General features: G+C 40.1%; 19 protein-coding genes. 8 read left to right on the top strand and 11 right to left on the bottom strand.

Going from position 1 to position 16,495, the window contains the following annotated elements; genetic code table 11:
• Positions 1-69: 69 nt before the first annotated feature.
• Complete coding sequence (locus H605_RS0115820; RefSeq protein WP_029055101.1) at positions 70-1,284, top strand: carboxylate--amine ligase; 1,215 nt, start codon at positions 70-72, stop codon at positions 1,282-1,284.
• Between the two features lie 54 nt (positions 1,285-1,338).
• On the opposite strand, the gene H605_RS0115815 is transcribed toward H605_RS0115820, so the two are convergent.
• Complete coding sequence (locus H605_RS0115815) at positions 1,339-3,072, bottom strand: methyl-accepting chemotaxis protein (RefSeq protein ID WP_037562265.1); 1,734 nt, start codon at positions 3,070-3,072, stop codon at positions 1,339-1,341.
• Between the two features lie 283 nt (positions 3,073-3,355).
• Here H605_RS0115815 and H605_RS0115810 point away from each other — a divergent pair, with 283 nt between their 5' ends.
• Complete coding sequence (locus H605_RS0115810) at positions 3,356-4,399, top strand: lipid II:glycine glycyltransferase FemX (RefSeq protein WP_029055099.1); 1,044 nt, start codon at positions 3,356-3,358, stop codon at positions 4,397-4,399.
• A 38-nt stretch (positions 4,400-4,437) separates the two neighbouring features.
• A complete protein-coding gene (locus H605_RS0115805; RefSeq protein WP_029055098.1) occupies positions 4,438-5,619 on the top strand; it encodes a DEAD/DEAH box helicase in 1,182 nt (393 codons plus the stop codon).
• A gap of 170 nt (positions 5,620-5,789) precedes the next feature.
• On the opposite strand, the gene map is transcribed toward H605_RS0115805, so the two are convergent.
• The 3 genes from map to H605_RS0115790 form a co-directional block, all read right to left on the bottom strand.
• Positions 5,790-6,539, bottom strand: coding sequence for a type I methionyl aminopeptidase (map, locus tag H605_RS0115800; protein ID WP_029055097.1), 750 nt, complete (start codon positions 6,537-6,539; stop codon positions 5,790-5,792).
• Positions 6,540-6,632: 93 nt separating this feature from the next.
• Positions 6,633-6,974 (bottom strand): magnetosome magnetite crystal formation protein family, encoded by a 342-nt coding sequence (locus H605_RS0115795; RefSeq protein WP_029055096.1) that lies wholly within the window; start codon positions 6,972-6,974, stop codon positions 6,633-6,635.
• Positions 6,975-7,075: 101 nt separating this feature from the next.
• On the bottom strand, positions 7,076-7,813 hold the full coding sequence (locus H605_RS0115790) for a hypothetical protein (protein WP_029055095.1): 738 nt from the start codon (positions 7,811-7,813) through the stop codon (positions 7,076-7,078).
• Positions 7,814-8,044: 231 nt separating this feature from the next.
• Here H605_RS0115790 and H605_RS0115785 point away from each other — a divergent pair, with 231 nt between their 5' ends.
• Complete coding sequence (locus H605_RS0115785) at positions 8,045-8,590, top strand: GNAT family N-acetyltransferase (RefSeq protein ID WP_029055094.1); 546 nt, start codon at positions 8,045-8,047, stop codon at positions 8,588-8,590.
• A gap of 85 nt (positions 8,591-8,675) precedes the next feature.
• On the opposite strand, the gene H605_RS19280 is transcribed toward H605_RS0115785, so the two are convergent.
• From H605_RS19280 to H605_RS0115765, 4 genes are all read right to left on the bottom strand, one after another.
• Positions 8,676-8,861, bottom strand: a complete 186-nt coding sequence (locus H605_RS19280) for a hypothetical protein (protein ID WP_155979560.1) — start codon at positions 8,859-8,861, stop codon at positions 8,676-8,678.
• Positions 8,862-8,932: 71 nt separating this feature from the next.
• Complete coding sequence (locus H605_RS0115775) at positions 8,933-9,511, bottom strand: beta-class carbonic anhydrase (protein WP_029055093.1); 579 nt, start codon at positions 9,509-9,511, stop codon at positions 8,933-8,935.
• A 108-nt stretch (positions 9,512-9,619) separates the two neighbouring features.
• On the bottom strand, positions 9,620-9,760 hold the full coding sequence (locus H605_RS19160; protein WP_169535197.1) for a hypothetical protein: 141 nt from the start codon (positions 9,758-9,760) through the stop codon (positions 9,620-9,622).
• 107 nt (positions 9,761-9,867) lie between these two features.
• Positions 9,868-11,100: an aminopeptidase gene (locus H605_RS0115765; protein ID WP_029055092.1), complete on the bottom strand. Its 1,233-nt coding sequence runs from the start codon at positions 11,098-11,100 to the stop codon at positions 9,868-9,870.
• 185 nt (positions 11,101-11,285) lie between these two features.
• Here H605_RS0115765 and motA point away from each other — a divergent pair, with 185 nt between their 5' ends.
• Together motA and motB are read left to right on the top strand one after the other, a co-directional pair.
• A complete protein-coding gene (gene motA / locus H605_RS0115760) occupies positions 11,286-12,095 on the top strand; it encodes a flagellar motor stator protein MotA (RefSeq protein ID WP_029055091.1) in 810 nt (269 codons plus the stop codon).
• Positions 12,079-12,846, top strand: coding sequence for a flagellar motor protein MotB (gene motB / locus H605_RS0115755; RefSeq protein ID WP_029055090.1), 768 nt, complete (start codon positions 12,079-12,081; stop codon positions 12,844-12,846). Before motA ends, motB begins: the two co-directional genes overlap by 17 nt.
• A 28-nt stretch (positions 12,847-12,874) precedes the next feature.
• Here the strand turns inward: motB and H605_RS0115750 are convergent, their stop codons facing one another.
• Both H605_RS0115750 and H605_RS0115745 read right to left on the bottom strand, forming a co-directional pair.
• Positions 12,875-13,096: a DUF1128 domain-containing protein gene (locus H605_RS0115750; RefSeq protein WP_029055089.1), complete on the bottom strand. Its 222-nt coding sequence runs from the start codon at positions 13,094-13,096 to the stop codon at positions 12,875-12,877.
• Between the two features lie 74 nt (positions 13,097-13,170).
• A complete protein-coding gene (locus H605_RS0115745; protein WP_029055088.1) occupies positions 13,171-14,526 on the bottom strand; it encodes an alanine/glycine:cation symporter family protein in 1,356 nt (451 codons plus the stop codon).
• Positions 14,527-14,749: 223 nt separating this feature from the next.
• Here H605_RS0115745 and H605_RS18170 point away from each other — a divergent pair, with 223 nt between their 5' ends.
• A complete protein-coding gene (locus tag H605_RS18170; protein ID WP_051210635.1) occupies positions 14,750-15,190 on the top strand; it encodes a hypothetical protein in 441 nt (146 codons plus the stop codon).
• A gap of 35 nt (positions 15,191-15,225) precedes the next feature.
• Positions 15,226-16,176 (top strand): YihY/virulence factor BrkB family protein, encoded by a 951-nt coding sequence (locus H605_RS0115735; RefSeq protein ID WP_051210634.1) that lies wholly within the window; start codon positions 15,226-15,228, stop codon positions 16,174-16,176.
• Positions 16,177-16,234: 58 nt separating this feature from the next.
• On the opposite strand, the gene H605_RS0115730 is transcribed toward H605_RS0115735, so the two are convergent.
• On the bottom strand, positions 16,235-16,495 hold a 261-nt coding region (locus tag H605_RS0115730; RefSeq protein WP_029055086.1), incomplete at its 5' end, for an integrase core domain-containing protein.

The following is a 16,495-nucleotide window of genomic DNA, read 5'->3' as shown; positions in this document are numbered from 1 at the left end:
ACCGTCCATTCTTGACTTACGAATTCGGTGCAACTACACTAAATGGAAAAACGTCCGTTGGAGGAATATATGAGTAAGCATTCTTTTATCCCGATTATTGTCGGAACTAATATTAACGCCTATAATATGGCTATTTCATTTCATGAAGAATACGGCATTAAACCTGTAATTGTAGGTAGAGAACCATTGCCGTTCACAAGTTATAGTACGATTACAAATATCCAGGAATTAAATCAAGGTTTACATGACCCTGAAATATTTGTCCAGTTTTTACGAGAAATCGCCAAAAAATACCGTACCGCTGATCAAAAATTAGTTTTAGTCGGAACGGATGACTTATATGTCCGTCTGATTATTGAGCAGCGGGAAGCTTTACAAGAAGATTTCTTGTTCAATTATATTGATGAAGAAATTATGAATGCCGTGTATATTAAGAAAAACTTCTATGAATTATGTGCGGAACATGGAATAGATACACCTTCCACATATTTTCATTCGTGTTTATCCGATGAACCATTTACAGAAGAAGTACTGTTTCCTGTCATCATCAAGCCGAGCGACGGTGTGCAATACTATCGCCATCCGTTTGAAGGATTGCAGAAAATCTATAAAGTCGATACATATGAAGAAATCAACCGCATTATCCAAATGGTAAAATCCAGTGGGTATACGGAAGATCTGATCATTCAGGACTTCATTCCTGGCGACGATACGTATATGTGGGATGCCGTATATTATGCTGATCAGCATGGTAAAGCGCAGTTAATTACATTGGCACAAGTGGTACTACAAGAACGTGCTATGACAGCAATCGGAAATTATACGGCATTGATTACGCGTTATAATGAAGAAATCATGACGAAGCTCGCGAAGTTCCTAGAAGCGATCGGTTATGTCGGTTACGGAAACTTCGACTTGAAATACGATAAGCGCGATGGCAAATTCAAAGCGTTTGAAGTGAATATTCGTCAAGGACGTTCAAGTTATTACATTACGCAGTGCGGTGAGAATATGGCGAAGTATTTGGTCGATGACTTAGTATACGGGAAGGAAAAGCCGTTAACATATTTAGATGACCACTTCCTATTCACTGTCGTACCGAAAGCGGTATTGAAAAAGTTTGTTGATAATCCGCCTATGGAAAAAGAGATCCGATCTCTGATCAAAGCAGGAAAGTATGGTAATCCTTTATTTTACAATAAAGATAAGCATATGAAGCGTAAATTGTATTTACTGATGCGTCAAATTAACTACTACAAGAAGTATAAAAATGCTGTTAAATAAGAAAAGATCCCTGCACATCACATGCGCAGGGATCTTTTATCTTTACTTACATATTTAGCTGAATCGGTCTACGAGGTCGTGCATGTTCTCCGCTTCTGTATGAAGGTCGAGAGAAGCGTGCATAATCGTGCTGATGGCAGCTTTTTGTTCATCGATGGATGCATTGACCTGTTCGGTAGCTGCTGCTGATTCGGTTGCGACTGCTGCAATTTGATCAATTGCCTGAACAACATGTTGTCGATTTTCGTCCATGCTGTTCATATCATCTTCCATAGTCTTCAACAGTGAGGTGATGTTGAGGATGGAATCGGATAATTGTTCAAAAGCATTTTTTGTATCTATAATCGTGCCTTCTTGATCACTCGTCAAATCTAATGTGTGTTTCATTTGATTTTCAGCAGACGTCGTATCTTTTCGGATATGCACTAGTAGGTCGCGAACTCTCGTAGTTGCCTCGTTCGTGTCTTCAGACAATTGACGTACTTCATTTGCTACTACAGCGAATCCTTTTCCGTGTTCACCTGCGCGAGCGGCTTCAATACTGGCGTTTAATGCGAGTAAGTTTGTTTGTTCTGAGATCGATGAAATCGTTTGAACGATGGCTTGGATTTCATTCATTCTGGATACGAGTTGTGAGAAATTACCTTGCAAGTCGTTGATTACGATGTTGAAGTTATTAGAATTCTCCTCCAATGTTTCGGCTTTTTGCATACCTGAACTTTGTAGATCATTCATGCTGCGCATCTCCGTCACGACGTTTTCATATTGTGCAGATGCATTAGAAATCAGCGTAGATAATTGCCCCACTTTTGTGATTGCAACGTCTGCTTCTTCGGATTGCAATACTGCACCTGAAGAAACTTCAGCAATAGCGCTGTGGATTTCGTCAGCTGATGCTGTTGCTTCTTCTGTAATTGCGCTAAGTGTTTCGGAAGATGTTCTCATGCGGTCTGAAGAAAGTCTTGTATGACCGACCATCTCATTCAGATTGTTTTTCATCTTATTCACATTTTCAGCTAAGTGGCCGAGCTCATCACCTGAACGGATCGGAATATCTTCACCTGTCAGTTTACCTTGCGCAATTTCTGCTGTAATGAGGCGAATATTCTTAATGTATGATGTCAGACGTCCTGAGAAAATGGAGAATAGTGTAACGCCTACAATGATAGAAATAATGACCGAAATTAAGGTGTACCATAGTACATTTTTGGCTCCAGCGTTAAAGTCAACTAGATAGGTTCCAGCTACTACGATCCATCCCCAATTAGGATCTTCTAAGCCGTAGGTAATTTTTGGTGCTTCTACATTCAGGTTACTTGGCAGCGGCCAGTCATATTGTACAAAACCGCCTCCGTTTTTAGCTTCTGAAATTACTTCGCGAATAAAGTAACGACCATCTTTTGTTTTGGTTTCATAGAGACTTTCTCCTTCTTTCTGCGGATGTACAAGCAAAGTGCCTTCCTCATCCACTACATAAAAGTAGAAATTCTCCCCGTATTTGGCTGGATTGTCTAAAGCTCTAGTACCATCTGTGGCCATAGGTCCCATAATTTTATCTTTAGCCCGTTCTTGGGCGTCTTCTAAACTAATTGTACCGTTCTCTACTTGAACATTGAGCTCATCGATTAAGTCTAGGACAGCATACGTCCCGTTCTGTAATCCCATTTCCCCGACTTTCTCAAGCTCTTGCTTCGCTACAAAGTAATTGACGATACCTACAGCTAGTAGTGGTATTAAAATAACTAATGCTGCAAGCGCTATCAACTTGTTACGTACTGAACCTTTCAATATGTAATCCCCCTTTTGCAATTTATATATGAAACCTTTCTCCCTTTTTTATAGTATAGGCTATTCTGATTAATAACGGAATAGCTTGTCTCATTTAATAGTAATTTATTACTTATTTTTCAAGCTTCGTTGTTAAATGGCAGGCGCATACTCTTCGATTCTTGACTTGAAAAATGCAGTAGGCTACACTTAATAGAGCTGTGGCTGTACGGTTCTTAAAGATTTTTAAAAGATTAAAACGGAAGTTGTATGGAGCTATAGTAACGTAAGGAGTGTTCGAGCAGTGCCGATTTTAGATAAAAGCAATGCGGAAGATGTTAAAAGATATGAAACGTTTATGAGGAATTCTCCATTTCGTTCGATTACACAAGATCCTAACTGGGCACATGTAAAAGATGACTGGGGTAACGAGCAAGTATATGTAGAACGGGACGGAGAAATTGTAGCCGCTATGTCCTTATTGATACGAAAGGTACCAGGTGGTTTTTCATTACTATATGCACCACGTGGACCTATCTGCGATTTACATGATCAGAAACTGGTTGAAGAATTGATTCAAGAGGCAGAAGTGCTTGTGAAAAAACATAAAGCCTTTGCATTAAAAATGGATCCTGAACAGCTGTATACAGATGAATTGGACAAGTTATATCGTGATGCAGGTTACATAGTACGCAACGAAGGCGCGGGTAAAGAAGATTTAATCCAGCCTCGCTACAATATGATTGTTAAATTGACGGACGAAGATGAAGATTCCTTAATGCTAAAGTTCCGTAGCAGAACACGAAGTAAAATTCGAAGCTCAGCACGTAAAGGTGTAGAAATATCTTATTCACGCAGTGATGAATATTTAAAGAAGTTCTTTGAAATCCATGAAGAAATGTCTGTCCGGAATCAAATTTCTATTCGTTCATATGATTATTTCGTCAAAATGCGAGAAGCATTTGATGATTTACGCATCTATATAGCAAAGCATGAAGATGACTACTTAGCCGGTGCTGTAACTATTAACTATAACGGAAAATTGTATTACTTATACGCAGGCAGTTCCAACACGAAGCGTAATCTAAATCCTAGTTATCTCATGAACTATGAAATGATGAAGTGGGGACTGGAAATCGGTGCGGAACAGTATGATCTTGGTGGAGTATTCGTACTCGACAGTGAGCAAGATGGATTATATAATTTTAAAAACAGTTTTTGTCAAGTAGACGGAGTGACAGAATTTATCGGGGAAATCGATAAAGTGTACAAGCCGTTCATTTATAACATGTTTGTGAAAGTAGTGCCTAAAATTCAGAAGTTGAAAAAGAAGCTTCAAAAAAAATAACCGGTTGAAGTCCTCAACTACAGAAAAGAGTGAACCGAATGAATTTTTTAGACGAGCTGAATGAATCTTTGCGCACAAAATGGAAATTTAAACAGCCTATGCCGATTCAGTCTCAAATGATACCCGAGATGTTGTCTGGTAAAGACATAGTAGCTGAATCACCAACAGGGACAGGTAAAACACTAGCCTACACGTTACCTGTGATTCAAATGGTCGACGGAGATCTACCGAAAACACAAGCGTTAATCATTACACCATCACAAGAGCTATCTATGCAGATCGTCAATGTGATACGTGAGTTGGTTGAAGGGACTCCTGTAACGGTAACTCAGCTGATTGGCGGTGCAAACATGCAACGTCAGGTCGAAAAACTGAAGAAAAAACCGACAATCGTAGTCGGTACACCCGGAAGATTAAATGAACTAGTAAGAGAAAAAAAGCTGAAAATGTATGATATTCAATACTTGGTCATTGACGAAGCGGACCAACTTCTATCTCGCGAATACCGCGTATTGGTGAAAAGCTTGATTGAAGCAGCAAACCCTGGACGTCAGTTAGCGGTTGTGTCCGCCACAATTACGGATGAAATCGAACTCGTTGCTAAGCAACTGATGAAGGATCCAATCCGACTACAAGTCAATTCAGATGAAATCCCAAACAGCGGTCAAGTCGTCCATTCTTACGTAAAAGTAGATGAACGCAAAAAGACGGATATACTTCGAGGGATTTCCGCATTATCAGGCGTACGAGCATTAACATTCATGAATAATGTGGATCAATTGCGCATGAAAGAGTTGAAACTACTTTACAATGATGCACCGATCGCAGTCCTTTATTCTGACATGAAAAAACTCGACCGCCAGAAAACATTGGAAGACTTCAGGAAAGGCACTATTCGCATCCTCATCGCTACAGACTTAGCGGCACGAGGATTGGACATCGAAGGACTGACACACGTCATCCATGTCGACGTCCCGCATACAGCCGAACAATACGTGCATAGATCTGGAAGAACTGGCCGCGCCGGAGCAGATGGAGAAGTCCTCACACTTCTATCCTACCCAGAAGAACGCGACTACCGTAAAGTTTCCAAGGGCATTAAAACCGTCCAGAAAGTTTGGTACAATGGACAACTGATTGAAGGAAACGCCAAAACAGTCGACGACTTGAAAAAAGCGGCACCAAAGAAATCAAAACCAAAAGTTAAGAAAAAGAAATAGCAAAAAACGTATCACGCAAACGTCGATACGCAAAGACTGAAGACTGCCCTCGTATGATGGGGGAAGTCTTCAGTCTTTTTTATTTTAACTAGTATGTCAGTTCTACAACACTCTCGTAGCATAAAAAAATGAGCATGCACGGAAGCATCCGCACACACTCATTCACATCATCAATCAAGCTGAGTCAAAATAATAGGCTGCCCCTTCGTCACGACAATCGTATGCTCGATCTGCGCAACAAGTGACTTGTCAGGCGTAACAAATGTCCAACCGTCATCCAACTCAATCACATGCTCAGCAGTATGCGAAATGAACGGCTCCACGGCAAGAACCATACCATCTTTTAATAACGTTTTATCCCAAGGATCGTAATAATTTAGAACATGCTGAGGCTCTTCGTGAAGAGACGTACCAATTCCGTGACCGGTTAAGTTTTTGATCACACGCAAGCCATTATCTTTCGCTTCACGCTCCACAGCTTTACCGATTTGATTTAAACTAGAACCTGCTTTTACTTTCAATAACGCACGGTCCAATGCTGACTTTGCTACATCGCATAACTTTTGCTTTTGCTCGTCAGGTGTACCGGCCACGAATGAAATACCAGTGTCTGCAAAGTAGCCGCCAGCTGATCCAGAAACATCTATATTCACAAGATCACCGTCTTGGATCTCGTAGCTTCCTGGAATGCCATGCGCTACCTGATGGTTTACACTGATGCATGTATAGCCAGGGAAATCATACTGATCGATAGGAGCAGAAACCGCACCTTTTTCAGCGAACAGGCGACCTGCCATATCATCAAGTTCTTTCGTCGTGATGCCAGGTACTGTAGCATCTTTCAACGTTTCACGAATTTCCGCCACAATTTTACCAATTGCCCGTAACCCCTCTAATTGTTCATCATTTTTTACAATCATGTTTACAAGTCCTTTCTTCCGTACAATTTATTCAATTCTACTATATCATACTTTATTGATGTTTTTTTAATGATTCGCTTGTTCTTCCATTCCTTACTTCAAGACTTTTACACCTTGATACACATTCCAAATTAAGACGCTTACAAACAACAAACTATATAGAATGATGAATAGCATAGGAACGAATCCCCAGAACATCATATTGCTGTTTGTATTTGTAATGGTATCGACATTAAAGGAAAAAATTGAAAAGGACATGACGATAAAACCAGCAATCAGTAATGCCATAGGAACGATATGTGAAACGAAAGCCTTTTTTGCATGACGACGAACTTCGAATTCATCCGCAACGAAATAAATGATGATCGGCAATAGAAGGGGGGCGAAAAATACACTGAAATAACTAAGTGAAGACAATAATTTTGAATTTGACATAGCGTAACCTCCACTCTCTAGCATGATAGTCCATACTCTAACCTATACCCTAGTTTACGGTATAATCGTGAAAAAAACACGGTTGCCCAATTGGCACCGTGTTATAATTGTTTGGGTTTTGAAAAACGCTGACCCATAAATAGTATAAAACCGATTACTGCGGAAAGAAATAAAGCGGCTGTTGAAACAAATAGTTCATCGGTTCCATTTTTTATTGCGATACCAATGAAAGACCAAATGATAATTAAATTAAACATAGAGTCATGGTAATGATACATAAAATGTAAAGCAATCGCTGCTGTTAAAGTTAAGAAGAGAACTGTCCATAGTGGATCACTCAAACCCCATCCTGTCCAATCATGAAATTTGAAAGCGTAGTTAGAATTTGCGATGACTGCGATGAAGATCCATGCCATGTAAGCTGATATCGGAAGTCGTTCCCGATTCGTTTCCTCTATTTTTGGATAACTGAAATACAGAACTAGTAAACAAATTAATAGGGCGATTACGCTAACAATAGCCCAGTAATAATAACTATAATGCCACAATAAAAGCCATGCGATATTAAAAAAACAGCTAACTGAGAAAGTAATTGCACGTAAATTAGCAACAAATGAAGAGAGTCTAGCTGATGTTTTGAAGAATAAGTATAACCAACTGACTAGTAACAGATCTAGCACTATCCAAATCGAAAAAACGTACTCTGCAGGCATGAATAGAACCGGTACTCGATTAGCAATTTCCCAAGTAGTCAGCCCGTTAAGCGGGATTAAATTGGCGGCGATATGAGTTCCAATCATGATGAGTAGCGAAAGTACCATCAAAATTATTCTTAGCATGATAAAGTCCTCCTGAACAACAGTATACAGAGATTACGGATCGATGGAGCGGAAAAGTATGAATATTCCTTTACAAATGAGAAATTGTGGCGTTCTATTGTCTTGTACATGTAAAAAAACTATAATAAGAACTAATGAATTCAGGTAACTAGCACTGAATCTCCATTTCATTCGTATCGATTGGATAAAGTAGAAGGTTAGAACAGAATGCTTCGAAAAGGATGAGGAAAAATGATTTTACTCGAAGGGGAGCAGTGCTACCTACGGATACTCACAGAAGATGATGCGTATCAGTTCACCCAGCTGCTTATTGCCAATAAGGAGTACTGGACGGAATTTGAACCAAGGCACGATAATACCTATTACACAGTAGCAATGCAGCGGGATAAAATACGAGAATCCCTTTATCAAATGCGTGACCGACGGGAGTATAATTTTGGTATATTTGATTCGGAAACAAGTTTGATTATCGGTCAGATTTCATTGTATAGCATTAAACGGTTACCGTTTTCCAGTGGTTTTGTGGGGTATTCCATTGATCAGCGGCAAACAGGAAGAGGAATCGGCACAGAAGCGGTCTCACTCATTAATCAATTTGCGTTTGAAAAAGTAAATCTGCACAGAGTGGAAGCCTATGTATCCCCTCGTAATGTTGGTTCGGTCAAAGTATTGGAAAAAGCGCAATTTCAGCGTGAGGGATTATTGCGCCAATTATTGTTTATTAATGGTGTATGGGAAGATCATTATATGTATGCTATTGTGGAAGAAGATTATTGAAAGGGCAAGACCCTTTTAGAAAAGTGGATAACTATATGGAAAAACCGGCTCTTCGAATAGAAGGTGCCGGTTTTTTGCAGCTTTTTTAAGGTGGGGAAGCAATGAGCACGCAGTTGCCGCTCATAGTTTCGTGTAAGCGCTCATAGTTCATGCTGATCCGCTCTATCACACGAAGTAACCGCTCTATAAAGTCTAGCAACCGCTCATACATACGGTCGAAGTGATCATAGTCGACACGTAACCGCTCAATAACCTCCGACCCGCCCCTCACACCCAAAACATAAAAACACAAAAAAACGACCCTTCAAGCAGAAGAGGCCGGTTATTTTCATCAATATAATTTTACTGAGATACTTCCTGTGCTTTGTAACCATCTTCAATAATGTCCAGCTTACCGTTACCAGGATCGATAACAAGACCATGGACATTTACGTCTGTTGGGATGAGTGGGTGGTTACGGATCGCGTCCACACTCTTTTTCACGCTCTCAGTTACATCGCTGAAACCGTGCAACCATTTCTCCATATCGATACCGGAGTACTTCAATGTTTTGAACATGTTTGGATTTACGCCGCGCTCAATCATATTTCCTATAATGTGATCCGTGTTGATAGAGCTCATGCCACAATCGTGATGGCCAACTACGTATACTTCATCTGCTTGTAATTCATAAACGGCAACTAAAATACTTCTCATCAGACCGCCGAAAGGAGACGTGATGATCGCGCCAGCACTCTTAATAATTTTAGCGTCGCCATTTTTCAAATTCATCGCTTTAGGGAGAAGCTCGATTAATCTTGTATCCATACATGTAAGGATGACAATCCGTTTATTAGGAAATTTCGTAGTGGAAAACTCTTCGTACTTTTTTTCTTCAACAAACGTTTTGTTATAAATCATAATTTCGGATAATGATGTCATTGTTTTAATCTCCCTCGTATCGTTTATAGTATGTAAAAGAAAAGAGTCGCCTTTTTAGGCAACTCTAATCATTAAATCCATATCCATTAAGACTGGAATAGAAGCAAATTAGTTTCTGCCTTCTGGTTTAGGATCAATAGTAATGGAGTCGTTTGAATCCATTGATCCAGATAAGAAGTGCATCGTAAACAAGGATGCAAGTCCAAGAACAACCATGTAACCGATAACTGTTGTATACATTAAAGCCATTTGAAAGCCCCTCTTTCTGAAATGTATTATGTTCTCTTATCTATTATACACGATTTTCAAGAAAATATTAAGAGCTACTGTAAACTTTGAATGAAAAGTGACGGATTTTAGAATGCCCAATTACCGTTACGGAAGACAGGTTCTACTGTTCCGTCTTCAAGAATTCCATCAATATCCATCTTTTCAGATCCAATCATGAAGTCGACGTGTGTTAAGCTTTGATTCAATCCATTAGCTTGTAGTTGTTCGGAATCCATTTCCTTCCCACCATCTAGACAAAATGCGTAGGCACTTCCAATTGCCAAGTGATTCGAAGCATTTTCATCAAATAATGTATTATAGAATAACACATTCGAGTTAGAAATAGGTGAGTCGTGCGGTACTAGTGCCACTTCGCCAAGGAATTGTGAGCCTTCATCCGTATCGACTAGTTGTTTCAGTATTTCCTCGCCTTGAGTAGCAGTAACGTTTGTGATTTTTCCTTCTTTAAATTGAATCGTGAAGCCATCAATGATTGTTCCTGCATAGCTAAGTGGTTTTGTGCTAGTAACAGAGCCATTCACTCCAGTTTTTAACGGTGCCGTAAAGACTTCTTCAGTCGGCATATTCGCCATAAACTCATGCCCAGCTTGGTTGACACTACCAGCACCACACCATAAGTGCTTTTCCGGTAATTCTATTGTTAAGTCAGTGCCAGGAGCTGTATAATGAAGTTTACGGTAATGTTTACCATTCAAATAATCTACTTTTTCATGCAAGTTTTCATTGTGCTTTTTCCATGCTTGCACTGGATTAGGTTGATCAGCTCTTACAGCACGTAAAATAGAATCCCATAGAGCAGGCACTTGTTCTTCTGTAGATAACTCAGGGAAAATTTTAGCTGCCCAAGCTGTCGATGGTGCAGCGATGACAGTCCAGCTGAACTTATCTGCCTGCATAGCTTGGCGGAACTTGCTGAGAGCAGTACTAGCAGCTTTTTGATTATCGCGTATTCTGCTAGATTCGATACCGTTTAATAAGTCAGGGTCTTGCGATACGATCGACATGAAAGCAGCACCTTTTTCAGCTAACTGTTCACGTTCCATCTGTTTCCACGTAGGGAACTCGGAAAACGAATCCGCTGGTGCTTTTTCATAACGCAGACGTGTAACGACATCGTCTACCCAATCTACGAAAACTTGCCGTGCTCCTGCATCGTAAGCTTTTTCGACGATCAATCGAACAAATGAAGTATTTTCAGTAGAAGCGCTGATGAATAGATATTGGTCCTGTTGAATATTTACACCCACCTTAACAGCTAAGTCGGCATAATTGGAAAGTTGATCTTGAAATGGATCCATCATGACATCTCCTTTTTACGTATTGTGACAATTCTAACAAGTAAAGATCGCAGTTCGCAACGATAAAGCAAACGAAATAGAATGAAATACTCTTAACTGCCTAAGAATAGTCGGCAGCATTCCCTAAACAACGTCATAAAATGACCGAAATAATAAGAAGAATGCAGTATTTGGAGGCTTTATACATGGATTTGTCCACAATTGTAGGTTTAGTATTAGGGTTTGCAGCTCTCCTTATCGGAATGACGCTAAAAGGAGTAACCCCCGACGCGTTATTTAACCCGGCTGCTATCCTAATCATCATAGCAGGAACGATTGCCGCTGTTGTCATCGCATTTCCGATGAGTGAATTAAAAAAGATACCTAAATTATTCAAAATTATTTTCACGCAGCAAAAACTTGCGTCAGACGCAGAATTAATTCGTCTATTCTCTTCATGGGCTGATGTTGCTCGTCGAGAAGGATTACTTGCTTTGGAAGCAAAAACAGACGAAATTGATGATCCGTTTTTGAAAAATGGATTGAGTTTGGCGATTGACGGACAAAATGCCGATTATATTCGTGATGTATTAAGCGAAGAAGTTGAGGCAATGCAGGAGCGCCATTCAGTCGGTGCATTAATTTTTTCACAAGCTGGTACATACGCCCCGACGCTAGGAGTTCTCGGAGCAGTTGTAGGACTGATTGCCGCACTAAAAGATATGAATAATATCGATGCGTTAGGACATGCGATTTCCGCGGCATTTATTGCAACATTGCTTGGGATTTTCACAGGGTACGTTTTATGGCATCCGTTCTCCAATAAACTCGTACGTAAGTCTAAAGAAGAAGTCCGACAGAGGACTATGGTGATTGAAGGCATTCTCTCCGTATTGGAAGGGGAAGCACCGCGTGTTATAGAACAAAAATTGGCATCTTATCTTTCAGTCGAAGACCGGAAGAAGCTAGCTATTGATGGCGGCGAAGGAGCTGGTAAAGTTGGCGAAGAAGCGTAAGAAAAAGAAACATGAAGTAGAACATATTAATGAGTCCTGGTTATTGCCTTACGCCGATCTATTGACATTATTACTAGCATTATTCATCGTATTATTTGCTACGAGTTCGGTAGACGAGGGACGATTTGCAGAAGTCTCTAAAGTATTCAGTGAAATATTTGAAAGTGGTAGTGGCATCATGAGTGAAAGCGCGCCAACCACTACCCCTGTTCCAGACGATTCGGTAGGGGAGCAAGACGAAAACTCCTCCTATATAGAAGACCAACAATCTTTGGGAGAAACGCAGGATGATTTGGATGAGTATATTGCTGTGAATGAATTAGAAAATCAGTTCGATACTGAAATGACAAGCGAAGGCTTATTGCTGACGATTCGAGATAGTGTACTGTTTAAATCGGGAGAAGCAACAATCACTCCTGAGTATAAAAGACTGGCAAATGATATTTCCGGACTGCTGACACTTGATAGACCTCGTCAAGTGGTCATCACGGGTCATACAGACGACATACCGATCAACAATGCAGAGTATTCATCTAACTGGGAATTAAGCGTTATGCGTGCGGTAGAGTTCCTGAAAATCATTGTGGCAGACAATGAAGTCGATCCGAATCTATTCAGTGCGAAAGGGTACGGGGAGTATAAGCCGATCGTACCAAATGATACGATAGAAAATCGCAGTAAAAACCGAAGAGTGGAAGTACTCATTCAGCCACTTGTCTTAAAAGATGGCACACCTGTCACAGCGCAATAAAAAAGCGACTCCACATGGAGTCGCTTTTTTAATTGCGCATAGAACCAAGTTCTGTAGCAATTGCCTGCATTTCATTCGGTGTGATGTTGTCACGTTTCATGACCATTTCGTACATATAGTACAAATCCTCGTACTGTTCTGTACTGAAATTTTCGGGTTTCATCGCATCCACATTTACCATGCGTAGTTTTTCTTTAATCTTTTCAATCATGTATGAGACATTCTCTGGTGATTTTGTAGATAGATCCATATTCTTACCGCCTTTCCTCTAATGAAAGCTATCATTTCATGAAAGCAGTAAGCTGTCAACTGCACTGTGAGGCGTTACTTACGAGCTTCTTCACGTTCTTCGTCAATTTTCTTCTTGAAACGTCTTGTTTCCATAATGACCACACCGGACAAACCGAGCAATCCAATTAAGTTTGGAATAGCCATTAAGCCATTCAATACATCCGCCAAAATCCATACAAGATCTAGTGATGCAGTAGCACCTACATAGATGAATGCTACGAATATTACTCGGTAGGCAAGGACTGCAGTGCGGTTCGGGAAGAGATATTGGAAACACTTCTCTCCGTAATAACTCCAACCTAAAATGGTGGATGTAGCAAAGAACACAAGTCCTATTGATACTAGAATGGGTCCGACACCACCAAGGAAAGAGCCGAACGCTTCAGCTGTCAAAGTACCAGCATCAATTGATTGATCTTGCCATTTATTACTCATAACAATTGTGACACCTGTAATCGAACAGATGATTAACGTATCAAATAATACTTGCGTCATTGAAACGAGAGCCTGACGTCCAGGCATATCTGTACGTGCAGCTGCTGCAGCAATTGGTGCAGAACCGAGACCCGCTTCGTTGGAAAAGAGTCCGCGTGCAACACCGAATCGAATGACTGTACCGATTGCACCCCCGGCAACTGCCTGGCCTGTGAATGCATCCGTGAAGATAAGACCGAATGCTGCTGGAACTTGCTCAATGTTTAATACCATAACGATTGCTCCGGCAATAAAATAGAATAATGCCATGATCGGTACGAAGAATGCCGTTACACGACCGATTGATTTGATACCTCCAAGAATAACAAGGGCACCGAATAGTACCAAGGCAATTCCTGTAATATAGTAGGGTACTTCAAATGTGCTTTTCATTACGTCTGCTACTGCTTTGGATTGTGTTCCGTTACCAATACCGAACGCAGCCAGTGCGCCGAATATCGCAAATAGTACGCCGAGCCATTTTTGCTTCAGACCATGTTCAAGATAGTACATCGGTCCGCCGGCCATTAAGCCGTTGGAATCTTTGACGCGGTACTTAACAGCCAAGATTGCCTCACTGTATTTTGTTGCCATACCGAAGAATCCGGCTAGCCACATCCAGAAAATCGCACCTGGTCCACCTGCTACAACGGCAGATGCAACCCCGACAATATTACCGACACCCACTGTGGCGGCCATCGCGGTCATTAAAGCCTGGAACTGTGAAATGTCACCGTCTGCTTTTTTATCATGCTTCCGTGTAAATACTTGTTTCAGTGAATAGGGCAGTAATCGCAATTGAATGAATGTTAAGCGCAGTGTTAAATAAATTCCGGTACCAATTAATAAAATGAGTAACGGTGGTCCCCATATTAAATCGGACGCAGTAGTCAAGAAATTCTCTATCTTCTCCATTTCATCCCCCCAATTTCTCTAAGATATTTATAATCGTTTCCGAGATTGCGAGAATCAACTCCTTTCAGTAGACTCTGTTATTAACATGTTATTGTTAATAATCTAAAAAATAGAACGATTCGTCAAGCCTTTTTTGAATAAAGTGTAACAAAGATTGTTTGGTAAGTTGCATTATGGGTATAATGAAGTGAGACGTAAACGTGAATAAGGAGGCGAAAAATATATGGGTTCCAGTAAATTTGGAAGATATGTATTAGGCGGCGCACTACTTGGAGCTGCAGTGAGTATGTTGGACCGAGCAACTAGACAGCACACGATGACTACAGCTAGAACATCGTATGAAAAAGCATTGTATTACAAAGAAAATCCGGATATCATAAAAAATGAGTTCCAACTGAAGAAAGAAAAAGTACAAACTCTTGTTGATCAAGTGAAAGGTGATGTAAATTACATCAAATCACAGGTCGATGAAATCAAGACACTAACTCCGCAAGTGAAAGAAATGTTTGCGGACACAAAAGAAGCAATCGCTGATTCCAAATCAGAGTATGAGCATATCATCGAGGATAATTCTACAGCTGCATCTTCTGTTTCAACAGATGGAGATGGTTCGTTGCCGCCGATGATCCAAAAAAAAAACGTGATACCACTAGAGAAAAAATAAGAATAAAATCAGTAAATGAAAGGGGGACACATCAGTTGGATAAACAAAAAAGTGCCCCTTCTTTTGATACTGAAAATCAAGAGGAATCCCAAACAGAAAGAGTAAAAGAATTCATTAAAGATATAAAAGACGGAGAAGAGGATGATTTTGACCCAACTACTACGAGCGGCTTTTTCAAACAATTGATTATCCGGGTGAAAGAATTGGATATTTCAGCAGCTGGTTCGCAGTTAGCGTTCTTTTTCCTATTGTCTTTATTCCCTCTACTAATCTTTCTTTTCACATTACTACCTTACTTACAGTTAGACCAGAGCCAAATCTTCTTGTTTATCCGCGAGTATGCGCCGGATAGTACGGCTTCTTTAATTGAAGGAACACTCTCTGAAGTGCTGGATAATAAAAGTGGAGGGTTACTGTCAGTCGGAATCTTGGCTACAATTTGGTCCGCGTCTAAAGGTATGGGTGCAGTAACAAAAGGCTTGAATGATGCATATGAAGTGGAAGAAGATAGGAATTTTTTCATTTCTAAAGGATTGTCAATTGCATTTACTATTATGTTAGTTGCGACGGTAATCATTGCGTTAGTGTTACCTATATTCGGTCAACCAATAGGGCAAGTGATCTTCACGTTCTTAGGATTGGAAGAGACGTTCCTGACAGTATGGAATTTGGTTCGATTCCTCATTCCACCATTCCTGATCTTTGCAGTATTCTCATTATTATATTGGCTAGTGCCAAGTGTGAAGTTACATTTTAAAGAAATACTTCCAGGTGCTATATTTGCAACAATAGGATGGATCATTACGTCACTAGGGTTCTCTTTCTATATTAGTAATTTTGGGAGCTATGCCAATACGTATGGTAGTATCGCTGGAATTATCGTATTAATCATGTGGTTATACTTATCAGCTATCATTTTGTTACTTGGTGGTACGATCAATTCAGTTGTGAAAAATCGTCAAGATCATACACAACCAACTGTATAATTAAAAAAGTGAAGAATAGACTGACCTAGCGATATGAGACACATATAAAACACCATGATTAGGCTGCTTTGACACCATATTTTATCGGTGTCAGGTAGCCTAATTTTTCTTGGATACGTTCTTCATTATAATAATTTAAATAGGCAATTACTCGTTCAACTACAATATTATTGCGTAATGAATTAAATTTAACGTATTGAAATTCTTCAGATTTCAGACTCGAATGAAATGATTCAATCACCGCATTGTCCCAACAGTTTCCTCGACGTGACATGCTGCCGATCAGGTCGTTATCCTTGATATAGGCTTGATACGCGTA

Origin of the sequence: Sporosarcina ureae DSM 2281 (genome assembly GCF_000425545.1) — a bacterium.
GTDB classification, from domain to species: Bacteria; Bacillota; Bacilli; order Bacillales_A; family Planococcaceae; genus Sporosarcina; species Sporosarcina ureae.
This window is presented reverse-complemented; position numbering and strand designations above follow the sequence as displayed.

Coding starts and splice junctions, on each gene's coding strand:
- map (WP_029055097.1), bottom strand. CDS start 6,539: ATGATTGTAAAAAATGATGAACAATTAGAGGGGTTACGGGCAATTGGT.
- H605_RS0115795 (WP_029055096.1), bottom strand. CDS start 6,974: ATGTCAAATTCAAAATTATTGTCTTCACTTAGTTATTTCAGTGTATTT.
- H605_RS0115785 (WP_029055094.1), top strand. CDS start 8,045: ATGATTTTACTCGAAGGGGAGCAGTGCTACCTACGGATACTCACAGAA.
- motA (WP_029055091.1), top strand. CDS start 11,286: ATGGATTTGTCCACAATTGTAGGTTTAGTATTAGGGTTTGCAGCTCTC.
- H605_RS0115790 (WP_029055095.1), bottom strand. CDS start 7,813: ATGCTAAGAATAATTTTGATGGTACTTTCGCTACTCATCATGATTGGA.
- H605_RS0115775 (WP_029055093.1), bottom strand. CDS start 9,511: ATGACATCATTATCCGAAATTATGATTTATAACAAAACGTTTGTTGAA.
- H605_RS0115805 (WP_029055098.1), top strand. CDS start 4,438: ATGAATTTTTTAGACGAGCTGAATGAATCTTTGCGCACAAAATGGAAA.
- H605_RS18170 (WP_051210635.1), top strand. CDS start 14,750: ATGGGTTCCAGTAAATTTGGAAGATATGTATTAGGCGGCGCACTACTT.
- H605_RS0115745 (WP_029055088.1), bottom strand. CDS start 14,526: ATGGAGAAGATAGAGAATTTCTTGACTACTGCGTCCGATTTAATATGG.
- H605_RS0115820 (WP_029055101.1), top strand. CDS start 70: ATGAGTAAGCATTCTTTTATCCCGATTATTGTCGGAACTAATATTAAC.
- H605_RS0115765 (WP_029055092.1), bottom strand. CDS start 11,100: ATGGATCCATTTCAAGATCAACTTTCCAATTATGCCGACTTAGCTGTT.
- H605_RS19160 (WP_169535197.1), bottom strand. CDS start 9,760: ATGGCTTTAATGTATACAACAGTTATCGGTTACATGGTTGTTCTTGGA.
- H605_RS0115750 (WP_029055089.1), bottom strand. CDS start 13,096: ATGGATCTATCTACAAAATCACCAGAGAATGTCTCATACATGATTGAA.